The sequence below is a fragment of the Thioalkalicoccus limnaeus genome, from assembly GCF_041197575.1.
In the GTDB taxonomy this organism is placed as follows: domain Bacteria; phylum Pseudomonadota; class Gammaproteobacteria; order Chromatiales; family Chromatiaceae; genus Thioalkalicoccus; species Thioalkalicoccus limnaeus.
In genome coordinates this window covers 12382-29846 of sequence record NZ_JBDKXB010000025.1, presented here as the reverse complement: position 1 = coordinate 29846, position 17465 = coordinate 12382, and the positions used below count along the sequence as shown (strand labels likewise).

General features: G+C 65.4%; 21 protein-coding genes and 2 pseudogenes. 14 read left to right on the top strand and 9 right to left on the bottom strand.

Annotated elements, in window-relative coordinates:
* Positions 1 to 53 precede the first annotated feature (53 nt).
* Genes ABC977_RS14790 through ABC977_RS14780 form a run of 3 tightly spaced genes read left to right on the top strand, consistent with a single transcriptional unit; the run spans position 54 to position 1972 of the window.
* Positions 54 to 407, top strand: coding sequence for a hydrogenase maturation nickel metallochaperone HypA/HybF (locus ABC977_RS14790; protein WP_369668042.1), 354 nt, complete (start codon positions 54 to 56; stop codon positions 405 to 407).
* Between the two features lie 43 nt (positions 408 to 450).
* On the top strand, positions 451 to 1326 hold the full coding sequence (gene hypB / locus ABC977_RS14785) for a hydrogenase nickel incorporation protein HypB (protein WP_369668041.1): 876 nt from the start codon (positions 451 to 453) through the stop codon (positions 1324 to 1326).
* Between the two features lie 22 nt (positions 1327 to 1348).
* Complete coding sequence (locus ABC977_RS14780; protein WP_369668040.1) at positions 1349 to 1972, top strand: hypothetical protein; 624 nt, start codon at positions 1349 to 1351, stop codon at positions 1970 to 1972.
* A gap of 95 nt (positions 1973 to 2067) precedes the next feature.
* Here ABC977_RS14780 and ABC977_RS14775 read toward each other — a convergent pair whose 3' ends face one another.
* From ABC977_RS14775 to ABC977_RS14765, 3 genes are all read right to left on the bottom strand, one after another.
* Positions 2068 to 2670 (bottom strand): HdeD family acid-resistance protein, encoded by a 603-nt coding sequence (locus tag ABC977_RS14775; RefSeq protein WP_369668039.1) that lies wholly within the window; start codon positions 2668 to 2670, stop codon positions 2068 to 2070.
* Positions 2671 to 2775: 105 nt separating this feature from the next.
* On the bottom strand, positions 2776 to 3000 hold the full coding sequence (locus ABC977_RS14770) for an acetyltransferase (RefSeq protein ID WP_369668038.1): 225 nt from the start codon (positions 2998 to 3000) through the stop codon (positions 2776 to 2778).
* 77 nt (positions 3001 to 3077) lie between these two features.
* Complete coding sequence (locus ABC977_RS14765) at positions 3078 to 3320, bottom strand: BolA family protein (RefSeq protein ID WP_369668037.1); 243 nt, start codon at positions 3318 to 3320, stop codon at positions 3078 to 3080.
* A gap of 311 nt (positions 3321 to 3631) precedes the next feature.
* Here ABC977_RS14765 and ABC977_RS14760 point away from each other — a divergent pair, with 311 nt between their 5' ends.
* Positions 3632 to 4198: a carboxymuconolactone decarboxylase family protein gene (locus ABC977_RS14760; RefSeq protein WP_369668036.1), complete on the top strand. Its 567-nt coding sequence runs from the start codon at positions 3632 to 3634 to the stop codon at positions 4196 to 4198.
* Between the two features lie 109 nt (positions 4199 to 4307).
* Here the strand turns inward: ABC977_RS14760 and ABC977_RS14755 are convergent, their stop codons facing one another.
* Complete coding sequence (locus ABC977_RS14755; protein ID WP_369668064.1) at positions 4308 to 4421, bottom strand: ATP-binding protein; 114 nt, start codon at positions 4419 to 4421, stop codon at positions 4308 to 4310.
* Between the two features lie 101 nt (positions 4422 to 4522).
* Between ABC977_RS14755 and ABC977_RS14750 the strand changes: the two genes are divergently transcribed.
* The 3 genes from ABC977_RS14750 to ABC977_RS14740 all read left to right on the top strand — a co-directional run bounded on the left by ABC977_RS14750 (position 4523) and on the right by ABC977_RS14740 (position 5633).
* A complete protein-coding gene (locus ABC977_RS14750) occupies positions 4523 to 4798 on the top strand; it encodes a hypothetical protein (protein WP_369668035.1) in 276 nt (91 codons plus the stop codon).
* 290 nt (positions 4799 to 5088) lie between these two features.
* Positions 5089 to 5358, top strand: a complete 270-nt coding sequence (locus tag ABC977_RS14745) for a prevent-host-death protein (protein WP_369668034.1) — start codon at positions 5089 to 5091, stop codon at positions 5356 to 5358.
* Positions 5355 to 5633: a type II toxin-antitoxin system RelE/ParE family toxin gene (locus tag ABC977_RS14740; protein ID WP_369668033.1), complete on the top strand. Its 279-nt coding sequence runs from the start codon at positions 5355 to 5357 to the stop codon at positions 5631 to 5633. Before ABC977_RS14745 ends, ABC977_RS14740 begins: the two co-directional genes overlap by 4 nt.
* Before the next feature lie 201 nt (positions 5634 to 5834).
* Here ABC977_RS14740 and lexA read toward each other — a convergent pair whose 3' ends face one another.
* A complete protein-coding gene (lexA, locus tag ABC977_RS14735) occupies positions 5835 to 6311 on the bottom strand; it encodes a transcriptional repressor LexA (RefSeq protein ID WP_369668032.1) in 477 nt (158 codons plus the stop codon).
* 411 nt (positions 6312 to 6722) lie between these two features.
* Here lexA and ABC977_RS14730 point away from each other — a divergent pair.
* Positions 6723 to 6968 (top strand): annotated as a pseudogene (locus ABC977_RS14730) (nucleotide-binding protein); the annotation flags it as partial.
* Between the two features lie 142 nt (positions 6969 to 7110).
* Here ABC977_RS14730 and ABC977_RS14725 read toward each other — a convergent pair.
* A complete protein-coding gene (locus tag ABC977_RS14725) occupies positions 7111 to 7335 on the bottom strand; it encodes an addiction module protein (RefSeq protein ID WP_369668031.1) in 225 nt (74 codons plus the stop codon).
* Between the two features lie 166 nt (positions 7336 to 7501).
* Positions 7502 to 7963 carry a MarR family winged helix-turn-helix transcriptional regulator gene (locus ABC977_RS14720; RefSeq protein ID WP_369668030.1) on the bottom strand — a complete coding sequence of 154 codons (462 nt, stop codon included), beginning with the start codon at positions 7961 to 7963 and terminating at the stop codon, positions 7502 to 7504.
* A 79-nt stretch (positions 7964 to 8042) separates the two neighbouring features.
* Here ABC977_RS14720 and ABC977_RS14715 point away from each other — a divergent pair, with 79 nt between their 5' ends.
* A complete protein-coding gene (locus tag ABC977_RS14715; protein WP_369668029.1) occupies positions 8043 to 8486 on the top strand; it encodes a hypothetical protein in 444 nt (147 codons plus the stop codon).
* A 49-nt stretch (positions 8487 to 8535) separates the two neighbouring features.
* Entirely contained in the window at positions 8536 to 8934 is a 399-nt protein-coding gene (locus ABC977_RS14710; protein WP_369668028.1) for an SRPBCC family protein, read from the top strand.
* 162 nt (positions 8935 to 9096) lie between these two features.
* Here ABC977_RS14710 and ABC977_RS14705 read toward each other — a convergent pair whose 3' ends face one another.
* Positions 9097 to 9384: a DUF4389 domain-containing protein gene (locus tag ABC977_RS14705; protein ID WP_369668027.1), complete on the bottom strand. Its 288-nt coding sequence runs from the start codon at positions 9382 to 9384 to the stop codon at positions 9097 to 9099.
* A 270-nt stretch (positions 9385 to 9654) separates the two neighbouring features.
* On the opposite strand from ABC977_RS14705, the gene ABC977_RS14700 reads away from it, so the two are divergent.
* Positions 9655 to 11583 (top strand): PhoX family protein, encoded by a 1929-nt coding sequence (locus ABC977_RS14700; RefSeq protein ID WP_369668026.1) that lies wholly within the window; start codon positions 9655 to 9657, stop codon positions 11581 to 11583.
* A gap of 289 nt (positions 11584 to 11872) precedes the next feature.
* Here ABC977_RS14700 and ABC977_RS14695 read toward each other — a convergent pair.
* Positions 11873 to 11989 (bottom strand): annotated as a pseudogene (locus tag ABC977_RS14695) (CRISPR-associated ring nuclease); the annotation flags it as partial.
* 259 nt (positions 11990 to 12248) lie between these two features.
* Here ABC977_RS14695 and cas6 point away from each other — a divergent pair.
* The 3 genes from cas6 to cas10 all read left to right on the top strand — a co-directional run bounded on the left by cas6 (position 12249) and on the right by cas10 (position 17459).
* The gene (gene cas6 / locus ABC977_RS14690; RefSeq protein ID WP_369668025.1) at positions 12249 to 13262 is read left to right on the top strand and encodes a CRISPR system precrRNA processing endoribonuclease RAMP protein Cas6; all 1014 of its coding nucleotides are present in this window, start codon (positions 12249 to 12251) and stop codon (positions 13260 to 13262) included.
* Positions 13263 to 13349: 87 nt separating this feature from the next.
* Positions 13350 to 14417 (top strand): RAMP superfamily CRISPR-associated protein, encoded by a 1068-nt coding sequence (locus tag ABC977_RS14685; protein WP_369668024.1) that lies wholly within the window; start codon positions 13350 to 13352, stop codon positions 14415 to 14417.
* A gap of 9 nt (positions 14418 to 14426) precedes the next feature.
* Positions 14427 to 17459, top strand: coding sequence for a type III-B CRISPR-associated protein Cas10/Cmr2 (gene cas10 / locus ABC977_RS14680; RefSeq protein ID WP_369668023.1), 3033 nt, complete (start codon positions 14427 to 14429; stop codon positions 17457 to 17459).
* Positions 17460 to 17465: the final 6 nt, after the last annotated feature.

The following is a 17465-nucleotide window of genomic DNA, read 5'->3' as shown; positions in this document are numbered from 1 at the left end:
ATCGGGCGCGTTCACACAGCGGGGCCGACTCAGACCCGACACAGGTTGCCGCCATGCATGAACTCTCGATCTGCCTGGCCTTGCTCGATCAGGTCCAGGACATTGCCCGCGACCACGGGGCAACGAGCGTGGACCGCATCCGCTTGCACATCGGCCCGCTGTCTGGAGTGGAAGCGACCCTGATCCAACAGGCCTATCCGCTCGTGGCCGCCGGCACGCTCGCCGAGCACGCCGAGTTGATCATCGACGCGATCCCGGTCCGCGTATACTGCAACCAATGCGGCGATGAAACCGAGGTCAAGCCGAACCGGTTACTGTGCGGTCGCTGTGGTGGACATCATATCCGCATCGTCAGTGGCACCGAGATGCTGCTCGCGCATCTGGAGATGACGCGACCGGACGACTGACACCCCTGTTTTTACGCCGCTCCCTACCCTGGAGGAACCGACCATGTGCGATACCTGCGGCTGTAATATCACCCCCGGCAACGAACACCTGGTCCGCGACGGTGGCCGCCATGCCTTGACCGACACCGGCCGCGAATCGGTCACGGTGCTGGCCAACCTCCTCGACGAGAACGACCATCAAGCGGCCCATAACCGCGAACACCTGGATCGACGCGGCATCCTGGCGATCAACCTGATGTCTTCGCCCGGCGCCGGCAAGACGAGCCTGCTGGAGGCCACGCTCGGTGCCTTGGGCCCGACGCTGCGCATCGCCGTCATCGAAGGCGATCTCGAGACCGAGAACGACGCCGACCGAATCCGCGCCAAGGGTGTCCCGGCGGTCCAGATCACCACCGGCAGCGCCTGCCATCTGGACGCGCACATGGTCCACCGGGCACTGCACGAGCTGGACCTCGATGGACTCGATCTCCTGTTCATCGAGAATGTCGGCAACCTGGTCTGCCCGGCCAGCTTCGACCTCGGGCATCACCGCAACGTGGCACTGATCTCGGTCCCGGAAGGCGACGACAAGCCGGCCAAGTACCCGGTCATGTTTCGTGCTGCGGACCTGGTGCTCTGCACCAAGTCCGATCTCCTGCCGGTGCTTCCAGAGTTTCAGCCCAGCCGCGCCGAAACCCATCTGCGAAACCTGGCCACCAGCGCCCCGTTCCTGACCCTCACGACCCGCGAGCCGGCAAGCCTCGCCCCATGGCTGCAATGGCTGCATGAGGAGCTCGCCGCGCAACGCGCGCGCGGCGCGCGCGGCCAGACCATCCGCCCCGGAGGCGACGCGAACTTGGTTCCCCGTCTGGCCCATGGAAACGGCGGCCATCAGCACCATCATCATGGCGAACACGGATACCATCACCATCACGACTGAGACGGAAGGAGGACATGACGCCATGCCCCAAGACAGAATCAAGAGCTCATTTCGGCTGGCCAGTCTGGCTTTGACCGGGTGCCTGGTCGCGTACGCGCCGAGCGGCTTTGCGTTCTTCGGCAATATGAATCCGAGCGACTGGTTCGGCGGCGGTCGCGATTACTACGACGGACCTGGCCGTTACGGCTATGGCGGATATCCCGGCTATGGTCCCGGCGGACCTTATGGGGCGCCGTTCGGCGGTTACGGCGTCCCTTACGGCGGAGGCTACGGCGCGCCCTACGGGGGGGGATATGGTGCCCCCTACGGCGGAGGCTACGGGGCACCGCCGTACGGCGGGGCTTACGGCCTACCTCCCGGCGGCGGCTACGGCACGACGCCCTTCAGCGGCTACGGTGATTCCGGCCCATTCGGCACGCCAGCGCGCGGAGCATCGGATTACGACTACGGCACCCCGGCTCCGGCTGGAGGCACCCGCTATGGTTCCAGTAGCGACGACAGGGAACGCGAGATCGAGGCATTGAGGCGACGCATCCAAGAACTCGAATCGGGTCGCGGGGCGCCGGACTATGGACCGCCGCCTCACCAGGAATCATCGCCGGACTGGCCGGGAACGCCGTCCTTCCGACCGATGGATCGCTATTGACCTGACGCGAAGCACGGGCGATGGCACGGCGATGGCAGCTTGGCCGTCCCCCCGTGCCCTCGCCCAATGCTAGCGAATCTCCCGGACCCGCGGTCTCATCGCGGGTCCACCGCCTCCTCCGCCGCGCGCTGCGCGACCTTGCGGGCGGCGAGACCGTAGAAGATGTATCGCCAACCACTAACCATCAGTTCAACGGCCACGATCAGACCCAGCACCCAGAGCCCGCTGACCGGCCACCCGACCAGCACGAAAACGCCGAACAACACCGACAGGACGCCGCCGACTAAGACCCATTTCCAGCCTTTTTCGTGCTTCTGTTGCAGCGCGGAAAAGATGCGCACGACACCGACCACGACCAGGGCGCTACCAAGTACGAGCGTCACGGCGACCGCCGCGGAAAGCGGATCCATGATCATGAACACGCCCACGACGAGATACAGCGCGGCGACGACCATCTGCAGCAAGGTCCGGCGCCAGCCCTCGCGTTTGAACGCATCGACGAACTGGATCCCACCGGCCGCGGCCAATAACAAACCGAATGCCAGACCGCTGGCGAGGGTCAGGGTAAACAACATCCCCAACCCGAATACGCCCAGGATCGTCGACAACACACCGAAACCCAACAGCCACCCCCAATTCTTGCGGGGATCACCGAATATCGGGTGAGGCCCCGGCGGACCGAATAGCTTGCCAATCATAGAAGGCTCCTTGAATCGCACGGGGAGCCCATCGCCGTCGCGATCAGGCCGCCCGATCGCCGCTCCCCGGCACGGCGCGACAGCACCGCGTCGGGGCCGGCCAAATCAACGCCGTTGGATCTCATCGTCCCGATAATGAACATCGGTCCAACACCTGGGCATGGTCTCGCCCGAGCAGAACACCAGATCGCCCTTAGCGAACGACTCGGCATCCTGGACCTCCTCGCCGGCGTGGTAGCGGCCAACGACCGTTGACCGCATCGGGTTGAACAGATCGTTCAAACCCAGCACCTCGACCAGCCGCCCATTGCTCTTCTCTTTCAGAAACATATCTCTGCTCCTCGTGATTCGGACCACGCCTGATCAGCGACATCGCGGCGACCGCGATGCGCTCACCCGGAGACACGTCAATCGCCGTTACTCGACCGCTGTTCCGGCGTTAAGGGTCGGATCGACAACGCATGCAGTCGACCGCTCTCGATCTCGGAGCGAACCGTGTCCATGACCAGCCGGTGTCGTTTGACCGGCGTTAACCCCGCGAAGGTCTCGCTGACGACGGTGGCCTCGAAATGACTGCCATCTCCGGTCACTTCGATCTCGGCGTCCGGGAGCCCGGCGCGGATCAAGCGAACGACTTCTTCTGTTTCCATCGCTGCCTCCTCAAGGAAACTCGAACGACTCATTCCAAGCGGCCTGCCATCCCGCACGGCCTCGCTTGCGAAAGGCCGATGCTATGGTGCCACAATGCCCGGTCCCGGTCAGGACTGCCGCGGCACACGCACCGGCATGCGACCGGAAACGCCCAGTAATCCGAAGGCGACTCGCCGACGCTTCCCGACGTCACGCCCGAGATGGTGACCCTGAGAAAACCCGCAAACCGAAGGGTTGCACAATCATTCCATACCATTACACTCGGAATTACCTGAACACGCGACCACGCTCTCTCACGAGGACCGCGCCGATGTCAAACCTATCACTGCACGATCACCTGACGACCACGTTGGCCTCCGGCGCCATCTTCGCCAAAGTGCCGCATGACGATGCCAATCCAAACCTGCTGCGCGTCCTGGCGCAATCCCCGACAGCGCTTGGCGCCTATCAGCAACTCAGCCGTCTACTGGCCGATTCGAGCCTTCAGCCCATCGAACGACAAGTCGTCTACCTGACCGCCGCACACGCCAATCAGTGCCATTACTGTACGGTCCCTAATCCATTGCTCGGCGCCACGGCGTCGGCAGCCGATATCGCAACCGCGATCCAGCGTGAACAGCACCTCGACGACCCGCGCCTGCAGGCCCTGCGCCGTTTCACCGCCGCGATGACTGAACGACGCGGCTGGCTACCCGAACACCAGATCGACGCCTTCCTGGATGCCGGTTTCACGCATGAGAATCTCCTCGACGTGATCACCGGAATTGCCCTGGTCACGCTGAGCAGCTACGCCAATCACGTCTCCGCCACCCCGATCGACCACCACCACGCCCCATCGGCGACCGAGCGCAGCGCGCACCGCGACCACCTCTGCTGACCGATATGGCTGTCCTATAGCCGAGGCCTGCGCTTTGTCTGTCAATGGCCACTGGAACTGAACCGCTTTCGGCCACGAAAATTGACCCGTCCGGAGATCCGGATCAGCGTCAGTTTCCGATTTTCTGCTTCAGTCGATAGCTTTCTCGTCCGAGCATGAAGACCTGCGAGTGATGGATGAGACGGTCGACGATGGGCAGGGCGACGTCCTCGTCTCGGCCAATACCCTGCCGCCGTCACCGGACCATCGGGCGTCGGTCGGTAGCAGGAGACCATAAAGCGGCTGCTCAAACAGATTCCCGATCTGGGTCGCTGGTGCGCGGCGTTGGAGCGAACCTTCCGTGCCGAGGACGCAGACGGCTCAGTGGCCACGACGCTGTTCGTCGGTGACACGCTCGAGGCGGTCGAGATCGACCGGAACTGCGCCAGGGGCATTCGTCGTCTGGTCGACGGCGAGACCCTGGACCTCGGCTTCGTCAAACGCCGCGAGATGTTGTTTCTCTTCCTAATTCGCGATCGACCGCCCGTTTTTCATGACATTCGGTCACCGGTGATGCTGTTGACCGGTGACGCAGCGCGGGTGAGTTGGCGCGGAGGGTAGCGCGTCCACAGGACCTCGTCCCCCGTTCCGTCCCATGGCATCCGATCACCGCGATCCGGCCCGCTTACCGTTCGGCGGCACCGTGCGTCCGCGTGCGATGCTGAGCGCTGTCAGCCGCGTCTACCCGACCGCCTGGCGCGACACCGATCGACTGCGGGCGTGGCACGGGAAGACCGAAACGGGGCGACCAATGATGGGAACCCAAAATCGAACCCCGAGTCGGCGGGTCAAGGTTGACGAGGACCCTATCGCGTGCTTGAGTGGGCGCTAAATCGAGTACCTGAGCGGCCATGAACAGCATTCCAGCCCAAGACATCAAACGCCGCGGGATCTCCGCGGTTGATGAAGCGCTTCGCGAGGGCCCGGTTCACGTCATCAAGAACAACCGCCCGAGCTATGTCGTGCTCACCGAAGCGGCCTATGCCGAGCTTTTGGAAAGCTCCCATGACGCGGCCAGGGCGCGCTTGAGGGAGTCTCTCAATGACTTGGAAGCCGGCCGAACGAGCCGCTACGAGAACGCCGATGACTTGATGGCGGCCCTCGACGCCGAAGAATCATGAGTTTCGCGCTGGTCACGGCCCAGCATTTCGAGCGTCGCGCACGCAGATTCCTCCGCAAACATCCCGAACTTCGCCGAATCCTGCGGGATACCCTGGACGACCTCAGCCGAGATCCATTCCAACCCAAGCTCAAGCTCCATCTGCTCTCCGGCCATCTGGGCGGGGTGCAGTCTGTCAGCCTGACGTCCTCATACCGAGTGACCCTACTGGTGAAGGTCACCGAACAGGAGATCGTCCTGCTCGACATCGGCTCGCACGACGAGGTCTACCGTTGAAGATCTCGGCCAAGGACATCGGAGGACATCGGACGATGGCCCACGACGCCAAGCGTCCTGTGCCGCAACCGGCGCCCGCCGGTGCGGGCCGGATCGGTGGCTTGCCGCGGTCGGGTGGCGACGGGTCCCGGCTTTCGCCAACCCCCACGAATCAGTCACCGGCCGAGCTGTCTGCGCCGGGCCCCTGCCTAGCGCGGGCTGTCATCGGTCGGGCGCGTCCGGGATCCGCACGACACCCGACACGATGCCGAGGATCTCGATCTCGTCGTGGCGCAGGTAGAGCGGCGCCATCTCGGGGTTCGCGGGTTGCAGCCGCACGCCATCGCGCTCGACATAGAAGCGCTTCAGCGTCACCCGCTCGCCGTGGATCAAGGCGACCACGGTCTCGCCGTTCTCGGCGGTCTGGCGCTGTTCGACGAGGATGATGTCGCCGTCCTGGATCTGATCCTCCGTCATCGAGTGACCGCGCACGCGCAGCGCGTAGCTGTTCTTGCGCACCATGTGGCGCGGGACGGTGATGGTCTCCTGGTCTTCGGGTGTCTCGACCGGGCGGCCGGCGGCGACGTAGCCCAAGAGCGGGATCTCGACGCCGGTTTCTTCCTCGAGGTCGAGCGGTGTCAGAATCGGATCCCAGGTGAGGCGGGTGCGTTTGGGTATCAGGTAGCTGGGCTGGGGCATGGGGGTCTCCCGTGTCGCTGAGGCCGAACATCCCGGTCGAGTGTAGCCGAAACGCGCCCGGCCGGGTCTTATCCGAGGCAGGACTCCGGCTTGCGCTTCCCACAGGGGGAGCTCAGGCGCGACGCATCCCGGTGCAGGATGCCGCCGGTTGTCGACCTCGAAGAGCCGACGGCGGGGCGTCTCGCGCTGCACCGCGGCGCGCGGTGGCGATCTCTCGGTACCGCAGGCCAACGGGCCGCGCGCCTCGGGCGCTTGAACCGCGTGCGCGGCGGCCGGCAAGATGCGGTTTCGGAAACCACAAGCGAGAGGAAGGTGGCATGGGCACCAATGAGTGCCGGCCCCTTACGGGGCCGAGGCGACCGGTCGGCGGGACCCGGAACCGGATGCGACCGCGGGCGTTGGGCTGAGCCGATGCCGGCATTGATGCTCCAGGGCTGTGGCTCGCATGTCGGCAAGTCGCTGCTGGTCGCCGGGCTGTGCCGGGCGGCGCGGCGGCGCGGCCTGCGCGTGGTGCCCTTTAAGCCGCAGAACATGTCGAACAATGCCGCGGTCACCGTCGATGGTGGCGAGATCGGCCGCGCGCAGGCGCTACAAGCGCTGGCCACGGGTCTCGAGCCGGTCAGCGACATCTCCGGGCTCTTCGCGAGAACAGCGGCCACGCCTCTGGAAACGCGGCAATCCGATCCAGCGTGCTCTTGATCTCCTCGGCAAACTCGTAACCGAGACGGGGCCTCTTCAGTGTTGTAGAAATCCACCGCCGCAGCGAATTCGCGTTCCGCGCACGAGAGGATACGAACCTTCACCGCGCGTTGATCCGCGCGAACACGGCTTCCGCAGAATCGGCAGACAAGCGCCCCGCTTCATGCGCATCGATGCGCGACTCTGCCTCGGCTTTCCAAGCATCGGCGACACGACTGTCCTCCGGTGGATCGAAGCTACGCAGCAGTGCGTCGATCAGTTTGGCCCGCTCTATCGGCGCCAGGACTAGGGCATCAGAGAGAATTCGGGCTGCACTAGCATTCATGTCAATTGCCCTCGATAGGCGAGTCGCGAGGTCGCTTTCAATTTTTGCGCTACCAGGCAGGTACGCAACGGCGACGGTCTCCTAGTGAGCACAGGCGGGGCAATTCCCGTGAGCGTCAAGGCATCGGGTGGAGACCGCCCGCGGTATGGGCTCTAGCGGGCGTGCATCAGGTCTTGCCGTCCCGCCCTGACGCGGCCGCTTCCGCTTGCAAACCGAGGATTACTTTTCGGATGAGTGCAAGAAAGGCGGCGCGCTCCTCTGGCGATAACTGCTCGAGGGCACTGGTGTTCACCTGGGCCGCCGCGGCCGTGGCCGGCGCCTCGAGGGCGCGGGCCGATTCCGTCAGCCAGATCCGCCGCACCCGCCCATCGGCGGGATCCTGGTCGCGACGGATCAACCCGTCGCGTTCCATGCGGGCCAGGGTATGGGTCATGGTCGGCTGTTCGACGTCGAGGCGGTCGATCAGTTCGCGTTGGGTCAGGCCGTCGCCTTCCCACAGCACCAGCAGCGCTGGGAAGGTCCCCGTGCTCAGACCCAGTGGCTTGATGCGCGCTTGGAGGTCACGCGCGAACAGCCTTGCCAGATGGTTGACGAGAAAACCGGCCGAATCGTCTTTGCTGAATCGCATGTCTCCTGATACCACTTGCATTGCATGCTATGCAATGTTACATAGCATGCTATCTATCACCGAGAGGCAAAGGCCGATCATGTTGACCCGCATTCACTCCGTCGCCGGCGGACTCGCGTTGGTGACGATTCTGACCTTCTTGACGGCGACCGTCCTCGCCGAGACCTTCGGCGCGACGGCGACCGTGGTGGCCGTCAAGACCGCGATTCCTTGGGGCTTCCTGATCCTGATTCCGGCCCTCGCCGCCACCGGCGGGTCCGGCTTTGCGCTGGCCCGCGCGCGGTCCGGAGTGGCGGTCGATCGCAAGCGCCGACGGATGGCCTTCGCCGCCGCGAATGGACTCCTGCTTCTCGTCCCGAGCGCGCTCTTTCTGTCCTTCAAGGCCCAGGCCGGCGAACTCGACGGTGCCTTCCTTGCTGTGCAAGCGCTCGAACTGACCGCCGGTGGCGTCAATTTGCTGTTGCTCGGCTTGAATCTGCGCGACGGACTCCGTATGCGCTCGATCCGACGGAATCAGCCGTAGGCGCAGCAGCCTTTCATGCCGTTCAAGAAACCCGCAGAGGGCTGATTCCGTGCGCCATGTCGACCGCATCATCGACGCCCCAGCCGACGTCGCCTGGCGGATCCTGATCGACACCCGTGAATGGCCGATCTGGGGGCCGAGCGTGCGCGCGGTCGAGGCACCTGCTTCGCTGATCGGTCCGGGCATGCACGGCCGGATTCAGACCCGGATTGGCCTGTGGCTCCCCTTCGAGATCACCGACTGGGAGCCGCAGCGGGCCTGGGCCTGGCGCGTCGCCGACATCGAGGCGACCGGGCATCGGGTAGACCCACTCGGCCCCGGACGCTGTCGCGTCACCTTCGAGATCCCGCGCTGGGCGCCCTTCTATGACTGGGTGTGCCAGGCGGCCTTGCGCCGGATCGAGGAGCGGACCAGGGCTCGAGCGCGGGATGCGAAATCCGTTCGATAAGCTCGATGGTCCTGGTTACCGCGGGTTCGCCGAACCGTCCGCACGAGCTCGAGCGGCGACGCCCTGCCCCTGCCGTGCAACGAAGCGCCGAGGAAGGCACGTTGCCGCACCACACCAGGCTTGGTCTTGACCGGCTGCCGCGCCCGCCCGCGCCCGCGTGCTTCACTCGGCGCGCGTATCCGTCCAACTCGTCCACGGAAAGGGTCGCTGATCCGCGTCGCCGGTGACGAAGCGGGCGGTCACCGCGAGCCACTGGGCGAGGCCCTGGCCGAACCGGGCGATACCCGCGTTGCGTTCCTTGGCGATCAGCATCCACAGGAACTGGAAGAGCGCGCAGATCCCGAGGACGGTCTGGGCCAGGTTCACGAGCAGGATCAGGATCAACATGATCAAGCCGTGCTGCCACAGGTTGTCGGGTCGCGGCAGGACGGTGGGTTTGGTCGAATCCATGGATGGCGCCTCGTCAATGGTTGGTCAGGTCACGGCGGATCGCCGCCGCTCCGCGTGCCGAAAGAAACCCTTCGGTCGAACGGAAATTCTACGCCGACCGGTGGTGCGAGAGGCGGTCCGCCAGGCCGATGGCCTCGCGTCTCCGGAAAAGATCATCGAATCGCAACAGGACGGTCATCTTGGGTCCCCATTGAGGCGATGGCCGCGCTCGGTTCGCCGCCGTGCGGCGAACCGAGCGCTCCCATCCCTTTTCGACCAGGAGGACCCGCCATGTCCCAACATTTCGATTCGGACGCGAAGATCTGCAACCGCTCGGGCAACCCGACCATCGACCAGGTGATCGCGCAGGGGATCTCGCGCCGCCGGGTGATCCAGGGTGGTGTCGGTGCCGCGGCCCTGGCGATGCTGGGCCCATCGGCCGCGGCGCTCATGACCGGTGCCGCCGCGCCGGCCGTGGCCCGCGACTGGGGCCTGATCGGCTTTGCCGGGATCCCGGTGTCGGACGCCGACGAGATTCGGGTCCCGGCCGGGTATTCGTTCAAGGTCATCCAGCGCTGGGGGGATCCGGTGTCGGCCGAGGGTCCGGCCTTCGCGGCCGATGCCTCGCAAACCTGGGCCGAGCAGGCGCGACAGATGGGCATGCACCACGACGGGATGCACTTCTTCCCGCTGCCCCATGGCGCCAACCGCTCGGACCATGGCCTGTTGGTGGTCAATCACGAGTACATCGACCAGCAGCTCCTGCACCCCGACGGCACCGGCACCTGGACGCCGGACAAGGTCAGGAAGGACTTGGCCGCCCACGGCGTCAGTGTCACCGAGCTGCGCCGGGTGGGCCAGGACTGGGTCGTACAGGCCTCGCCGTTCGCCCGCCGGCTCACCGGCGACACGCCGATGCGCATGAGCGGACCGGCCACCGGCGCCGAGGCGCTGCGCACCGCCGCCGACCCGGACGGCCTGACGGTGCTCGGCACCCTGAACAACTGCGCGCACGGCGTCACCCCCTGGGGTACCTATCTCGCCTGCGAGGAGAACTTCCAGACCTACTTCGTCAACACCTCCGACGCCGTTCCGCCGCTTCAGGAGCGCTACGGGATCCTGACCCAGAGCTTCTACCGCTGGGAGGAGCACGACGAGCGCTTCGATGCCGCCGCGCACCCGAACGAGCCGAACCGCTTCGGCTGGGTCGTCGAGTTCGATCCCTATGATCCCGAGTCGGTGCCGGTCAAGCGCACCGCGCTCGGCCGCTTCCGGCACGAGTCCGCCACCGCGAGCCTCGCGCCGGACAACCGCTGCGCCTTCTACATGGGCGATGACGCCCGCTTCGAGTACATCTACAAGTTCGTCACCAACCAGCCCTACGACCCGGACAGCCGCGACGCCAACCGCGACCTGCTCGACGATGGCGTCCTCTATGTCGCCCGCTTCGAGCCCGACGGCAGCGGCCGCTGGATCGCGCTCGCGCACGGCCAGAACGGCCTCACGGCGGAGAACGGCTTCGCCGATCAGGCCGCGGTCCTGATCAATGCGCGCGGTGCGGGCGATCTCGTCGGTGCCACCAAGATGGACCGGCCGGAGTGGACCGCGGTGCATCCGGTGACCAAGGACGTCTACGTCACCCTGACCAACAACACCCGCCGCGGCGGCGAGGGGCAACCCGGTGCCGATGCCGCCAACCCGCGCAACGACAACGCCTTCGGCCACATCCTGCGCTGGCGCGAGGCGGGCAACGACCCGACCGCGACCGCGTTCGCCTGGGAGGTGTTCCTGCTGTGCGGCGATCCGGCCAACCCGGACGTCAACCGGCGCGGGACCATTGACGGCGACCACTTCGCCGCGCCCGACGGCCTGTGGTTCGACGGACGGGGGCTTCTGTGGATCCAGACCGACATCAGTGCCGGGTCCCTGCTGCGCGACCATCACCGGCCGTTCGGCAACAACGCGATGCTCGCGGCCGACCCCAACACCGGCGCGGTCCGACGCTTCCTGACTGGCCCGCGCGGCTGCGAGATCACCGGTGTCATCATGACGCCGGACCAGCGTACCCTGTTCATCAACGTCCAGCATCCTGGCGAAGGCGGCACCAGCCCGGCGAACCCGACCGAGCTCAGCGCCTGGCCCGACGGCCCCGAGGGCGGCCGGCCGCGCTCGGCCACGGTCGTGATCTGGAAGGCCGACGGCGGCCTCATCGGCACCTGAGCGGCGCCGTCGTCCGCCGCAGCTCAGCGCATTTCGGGCCGGGGGCCGGCGACCAGCCGGCCCTGGTAGCAGCCCGGTAGCAGGTCCCCGCCAAGCGCCCAGGATCGACAGGCATCCTGATCTCCGTCCCGCGCTGGGCATACTGCCATGACTTCATGCGCTATGCGGCCTTGCACCGGTTCGAAGACCGGGCGGCGGCGCGAGCCCGCGATGCGGAAGCCGTGCGCTGCACGGGATGATCCGTGTCTTCATCGAGCGCGAGTTGTCCTGTCAACCTCAACCACCCCACCCAGCTCGACTCGAAGGGCTCGGCGGCGAGCACATGGGACAGGCGATCCTGTGGTCGGCCGAACAAGGACAGGGCATAGCCGATGTAATAGCCCATGGTCATGCGTCCGCCGGCGATCCGATCCTGGCAGCATCGCCCCGCGCGACCCGGGCGTCGAGGACCACAAGCTTGCGCGCGCCCATCGCGGTCGGGCATTCGGCTATTCTGGCTCGAACCCAGCTCGGTGCCGTCCGCCGGCGATACCCCGCGGCTTTTCAGGCGGCGCCGAACGAACCATAATCGAAGCTTCGTGTTCATGTCGTGCAGGGGCGACGAACCCGAAGGCGCTCCCCGCCCGATTCGCCAGGGGCAAGGGTATATCAGGAATATGGACATCATGGATACCGCTGTCACGCCACTGGATTTTCCGCCGCTTGCCCGTTTTCGCTTCCTGCTGACGGCGCGCGATCCCGTGCGGCTGCCGGACTATCCGGGGTCGGCCTGGCGCGGCCTGCTCGGTCACGGGCTACGGCGCACCGCGTGCGTGACCCGCCAGCCGACCTGCGGAGGCTGTCTGTTGCGCCGGACCTGCGCCTACTCCACGCTGTTCGAGACTCCGGCGATGCCCCACCGGCCCGGATATACGGCGCTGCCCCACCCTTTCGTGCTCGATATCGATCCGACCGCGCCGCGCCGGTACGAGCCCGGCGAGACCTTCTCGTTGACGGTCCACCTGATCGGTGCCGCGATCGCGCAGGCGCCCTATCTGATCCACGCCTTGACGCTCGCCGGACGGCTCGGGTTCGGCCGGGCGCGAGCCGGATTCGAGCTCGCACGGGTCGAGCGCGAAACGGCCCCCGGCAGCCACGACTGGCTGGACGTCTACGAGGCCGACGAAGGCGCCTATCACGCGCTCGAGACCGCGCCGTTGGCGGCGCCGCCGGCGCCGGCAAGAGTCGAGATGCGCGTCGTGACCCCGCTGCGGATCAAGCGTGCCGGGCATTTCGTCGGGGCACGCGACCTCACCGCGGCCGACCTGGTGCAGGCGCTGTATCGGCGTTTGCGGATCTTGAGCCAGCTCTACGGCGAAACCGACGCGGCCTTCGACCTGCACGAAGCCGCCCGTCAGACCACGGCGCTACGACTCGATCCCAGCGCGTTGACCTGGCATGAATGGACCCGTTACTCGACCCGCCAGGACACCCTGATGCAGTTCGGGGGGCTGATCGGCGAGGTGCGGCTTGAAGGCCCGAGCTTACCCGCGATTTGGCCCGCGCTGTGGCTCGGTCAGTGGACGCATCTGGGCAAGGGCACGGCGTTCGGGTTGGGGGGTTATCGGATACGGGTAGAAGGGAGCGAACGTCGCTCGACAGCTGACGGGATGACAACACAAGCTTGCGCAAAGCGATGAGGCTAACCGCCCGGTGGATAATGTGAAGGATCGATGGGTTGGCAACCAGATTCGTGGCCGCGGATTGAGCCAAGAGGAACAGGCAGAATGATTCAGTACGACTATCGGATCTCTTTCAACACCCCGGCCTTTCTCGGGAATTCCGAGCAGACCGGGCAGTGGCGCACGCCACCCTTAAAGGCGCTGCTGCGTCAGTGGTGGCGGGTCGCCTTTGCCGCCGGGCAGCATGCGAGCGTCGATGTCGAGACGATGCGGCGCGAAGAGGGGTTGCTCTTCGGCGTGGCCGCCGACGGGCGGGAAGGATCGAGGAAGAGTCGCATCCGGATCCGGCTGGATCGGTGGGACACCGGAAAACTGAAGACCTGGGACCGGCTCGAACAAGCGGTTGTTCATCACCCGGAAGTCGAGAAGACTCGTTACAAGGTGGGCCCGCATGCCTACCTCGGCTTCGGTCCACTCGACGGGCGACACAACACCAGATTTTCCGAGAAGGTCAATGCGGCAATCCAGGCCGGTGAAACCGCCACCTTATCTCTGGCATTCGAGGAAACCCACCGAAAGATCCTCGAACAAACCCTCTGGCTCATCTCGCACTACGGCACTCTGGGTGGTCGCAGCCGCAATGGCTGGGGCTCATTGAGTCTCACGCCGAGTAACAACGAAAGCCCTGCCCTCGACGGTCCGCTGGAATCCGGCAAGTCGGATTTCCTGCTCGATTGGCGACGTGCGCTAAAGCGGGATTGGCCTCATGGCATCGGCCGCGATGAACGGCCATTGATCTGGCGGACATCCGCATGCGACGACTGGAAGTTCGTGATGCGTCAACTTGCGGAGATCAAGATCGGACTGCGCACCCAATTCAAGTTTCTGAACAACATGAGGCCGCCCCATCAGAAACCACTCGATCGCCATTGGCTCAGCTATCCGATCACACGTCATTCTGTGCGAGGCTGGGGTCATGCGCGGCTACCCAACAGCCTCCGCTTCAAGGTACGCCACGACGGCAAAGGCAAGCCGTACGGCGTCGTCGTCCATGTCCCCTGCGCCCCACCGGCTGCTTTCAGCCCGGACCTGGCGGCCATCGAACAGGTCTGGTCGCGGGTTCACCGCTTCCTGGACGACCCGGCCCACATGCTCACCCGAATCCCCGCTTGAGGTCTCAGCATGGACGACAACAGACTCTGGCAAACCAAGCTTCTCGCCCGTCTGCACGACCCGGCTGAAAAGGCACTGGTGCTGCTGCGTGACCCGGCAGGACACGAGGGCGGTACCTCGCGCGCATTGCAGCGACTGCTCGGGATCGAGCAGATTGCTGGCGAAACGCTCCCCGCTGATAGCACGCACGACTCCCACACTTTGATCTTCGAACAAGGCGTATCGCGTTCGATGTACGAGGTCGTCAAACGCGCCGATTGGCTCGCCGCGGCTGCCGATCGACCCCAATGGCCGATGGGGGAGATCACCGTCTCCACCAAGCGCGGACAAACCCGAACACTGAAGGTTGCCGACTGGGCTCAGGTCAACTGGGCCAAGCGACCGGTCCTGATCCATCCGTTGACCGGCACCGAATACGACCTCGGGCGACTTGGGGGGCTGAGCGACACGGACTTCCACGACATCAAGTCGCGCAGTTTGGCGCACTTTGCCCGCCTTATCGCGCGAGCTCCTGACGGCGTCGACTGGCGCAAGTCCCTATTGGCCATCTGGCGCTTCGGGTCCGAGCTGCAAGAGCAGGAGGATTTCGGCAAGCTTGGTGCGCTGTGGCGCCTCCTGCCGGCCGATACGCGGGTACCGGATCACAGCATCTGGGATCATCTGGATCTGGTGTCCGCCTTCGGGGGAGCTGCGGCCGCTGATCCCGACGGCGAAACAGCCCTGTTGGCACTCTCGATCGGCCCGGTGCAGCCATTCATCCGTGCAGCCCGCTCAACGTCCGATTTGTGGGCCGGGTCGCATCTGCTGGCTCGGCTCGCTTGGGAGGCGATGCGTCCGGTCTGCGAAACCCTTGGGCCTGACGCCATTCTGTTCCCGCGTCTGCGTGGCGTGCCACAGGTCGATCTCTGGCTGCGGACCGAGTGCGGCCTCGATGCCAGCTTGTTCGAAGACTGCGATTGGACCCGTGGCGGCACGGACAGTAATCCCTTGTTCTCGGCCGCCCTGCCAAACCGCTTCGTCGCACTCGTACCGCGGGCGCGAGTAGCCGACTTGGCCAGCACAGTCGAGCAGAGCGTGCGGGGCTGGCTGGATTCGCTTGGAAAACGCGTCGTCGATCGTCTGCTCGACGCCGTCGGTCTCGCCAACGGCAGCGAGCAATACTGCCACCAACAGATGCGGGATCAACTCCACGGCTTTCCCGAGGTGCATTGGGCGGCAGTGCCGTTCTCGCTGATCCGTGCCCGCAACCCGGATCGGCAGACGGATTTGGACACGTCCCGGTTATCGGACGCGATCGCCCCCTTTTTCGGCGTTGCACCGGGCGAGGACAGCGGCTTTCTGCAGAGCCCCGCGTGGCGCGTGCTGCAACGCGAAGCCTGCTGGGCCGACGGCACGACCTTTTTTGCACCCAATCCCGGTGTCCTTTATCCGGCCGTCTACGATCTGGCGGAGCGTGTCCTCGCCGCCGCCAAAGCGGTGAGGCCTTTCGGCCAGTCCGAACAGAGGGGCTGGCGATGCTCGCTGACCGGCGAGACGGAATGGCTGACGACCGATCCCGAACAGCTCGAGACCTCCTATCGTCGCCAGACGGATACACTCTGGGCCCGCGTGGCCAGGGGGACGCGCGTGGCGAGAGCGCGGCCGAGCTGGGCAAAGCCAGGCGAGCATTTGGGGGCCTTGCCAGCCATCAAACGCCTGTGGCCGACGCTGTTTGCCGAAGAAGTACGGGAGGCGGTCGGCGGCGATCTGCAGCGCTTTGTAGTCTCCACCCACACCATGGCTCTCGCCCATCAGATCGATCAGTGGCTCGCGCATGGCGGGCAGGTCGCATCAGGTTGGAGCGAGGCGTTAAAGACCCATCAGCCGGAGGCCGTTGCGCTGCCCCGGCGGCTGGTGAGCCGGTATCAGCGACAGAACCCCGAAGGGCTTGCGGACGCCAAGCGATTAGTCGGTCTTCTGGAGATCGCAGACGGCCTGCGCCTGGAGGATGAGAAGGAGGCGCAACGTTTGAAGGATCTGGTGGAGGACTCGCTGAGTTCCTGGAGGAAACCTGGGGAGCGCGTCAAGGCCGAGACCTATTATGCCCTGCTGCTGATGGATGGAGACCGCATGGGCGCCTGGTTGTCGGGTGAGACGGTCTCGGGCGAGGGTGTCAGCTATCGGCAAAGCTTCCATCCCGATATTCGAGCCGGTTTTGACCGGCATGCTACGGGCAACCGGCTGATCGAAGACTACGGCCGGCAGACGCGCGCCCTCTCGCCGAATCGGCATCTGGCGATTTCCGGTGCACTGAACGACTTCGCGCTGACCTTGGTCCGCCATGTCGTGGAAGTCGAACATCTCGGTCGAGTCATCTACGCCGGTGGCGACGACGTGCTCGCCATGCTGCCGGTCGGCGATCTGCTGCCGGCCATGCAGCGCCTGCGTTGGGCCTACTCTGGTCACGATCCGAGTCATCGGTCTGGCGATCGTGATGGGCTGGTATTGAGTCAGGGCTTTGCCTTGCTCGACAAACGCTTGCTACGGCTCATGGGCGAGAAGGCGACGGCCAGCTGTGGTGCCGTGATCGCCCATCACCAGGCACCGCTCGGTGCCGTGCTGCGGGAGCTGCGCGCCGCCGAGCAGCAGGCGAAAACGCGCGGCGGCCGGGATGCCTTCAGTTTGACGCTGCTTAAACGTTCGGGGGGCATACGCCAGTTCACGGCCAAATGGGGCGAGCCGCTGCAAGTGCTCTCCGACCTGCGCGCCTTCCTGGGAGCTGAAGGGGTTTCGCGGCGCGCCGTCTATAACAGTCTTGCCTGGCTGAAGGACCTGCCCGATCCGCAGGACGATGGCACGATGTTGGAGCGGATGCTGGCCTACCAGCTTGCCCGCCAGACACGGAGCAAGGCGCTGGCCGCCCATCACGATGTGCCAGGACTGGCACGCCGGCTGACGGCACTGACGCTCGGAGAGTCGGAAAAGCGACTCGAATGGCTAGCCAACGTCCTTGGCGTTGCTGAATTCTTGGCCCGCGAGACCCGCAACACCGACAATGATTGAGGAGGA

Coding starts and splice junctions, on each gene's coding strand:
- ABC977_RS14775 (WP_369668039.1), bottom strand. CDS start 2,670: ATGATTGGCAAGCTATTCGGTCCGCCGGGGCCTCACCCGATATTCGGT.
- cas6 (WP_369668025.1), top strand. CDS start 12,249: ATGGATACCGCTGTCACGCCACTGGATTTTCCGCCGCTTGCCCGTTTT.
- ABC977_RS14705 (WP_369668027.1), bottom strand. CDS start 9,384: ATGGATTCGACCAAACCCACCGTCCTGCCGCGACCCGACAACCTGTGG.
- cas10 (WP_369668023.1), top strand. CDS start 14,427: ATGGACGACAACAGACTCTGGCAAACCAAGCTTCTCGCCCGTCTGCAC.
- ABC977_RS14720 (WP_369668030.1), bottom strand. CDS start 7,963: ATGCGATTCAGCAAAGACGATTCGGCCGGTTTTCTCGTCAACCATCTG.
- ABC977_RS14725 (WP_369668031.1), bottom strand. CDS start 7,335: ATGAATGCTAGTGCAGCCCGAATTCTCTCTGATGCCCTAGTCCTGGCG.
- ABC977_RS14770 (WP_369668038.1), bottom strand. CDS start 3,000: ATGTTTCTGAAAGAGAAGAGCAATGGGCGGCTGGTCGAGGTGCTGGGT.
- ABC977_RS14790 (WP_369668042.1), top strand. CDS start 54: ATGCATGAACTCTCGATCTGCCTGGCCTTGCTCGATCAGGTCCAGGAC.
- ABC977_RS14700 (WP_369668026.1), top strand. CDS start 9,655: ATGTCCCAACATTTCGATTCGGACGCGAAGATCTGCAACCGCTCGGGC.
- ABC977_RS14715 (WP_369668029.1), top strand. CDS start 8,043: ATGTTGACCCGCATTCACTCCGTCGCCGGCGGACTCGCGTTGGTGACG.
- ABC977_RS14745 (WP_369668034.1), top strand. CDS start 5,089: ATGAACAGCATTCCAGCCCAAGACATCAAACGCCGCGGGATCTCCGCG.
- ABC977_RS14760 (WP_369668036.1), top strand. CDS start 3,632: ATGTCAAACCTATCACTGCACGATCACCTGACGACCACGTTGGCCTCC.
- lexA (WP_369668032.1), bottom strand. CDS start 6,311: ATGCCCCAGCCCAGCTACCTGATACCCAAACGCACCCGCCTCACCTGG.
- ABC977_RS14740 (WP_369668033.1), top strand. CDS start 5,355: ATGAGTTTCGCGCTGGTCACGGCCCAGCATTTCGAGCGTCGCGCACGC.
- ABC977_RS14780 (WP_369668040.1), top strand. CDS start 1,349: ATGCCCCAAGACAGAATCAAGAGCTCATTTCGGCTGGCCAGTCTGGCT.
- hypB (WP_369668041.1), top strand. CDS start 451: ATGTGCGATACCTGCGGCTGTAATATCACCCCCGGCAACGAACACCTG.
- ABC977_RS14685 (WP_369668024.1), top strand. CDS start 13,350: ATGATTCAGTACGACTATCGGATCTCTTTCAACACCCCGGCCTTTCTC.
- ABC977_RS14765 (WP_369668037.1), bottom strand. CDS start 3,320: ATGGAAACAGAAGAAGTCGTTCGCTTGATCCGCGCCGGGCTCCCGGAC.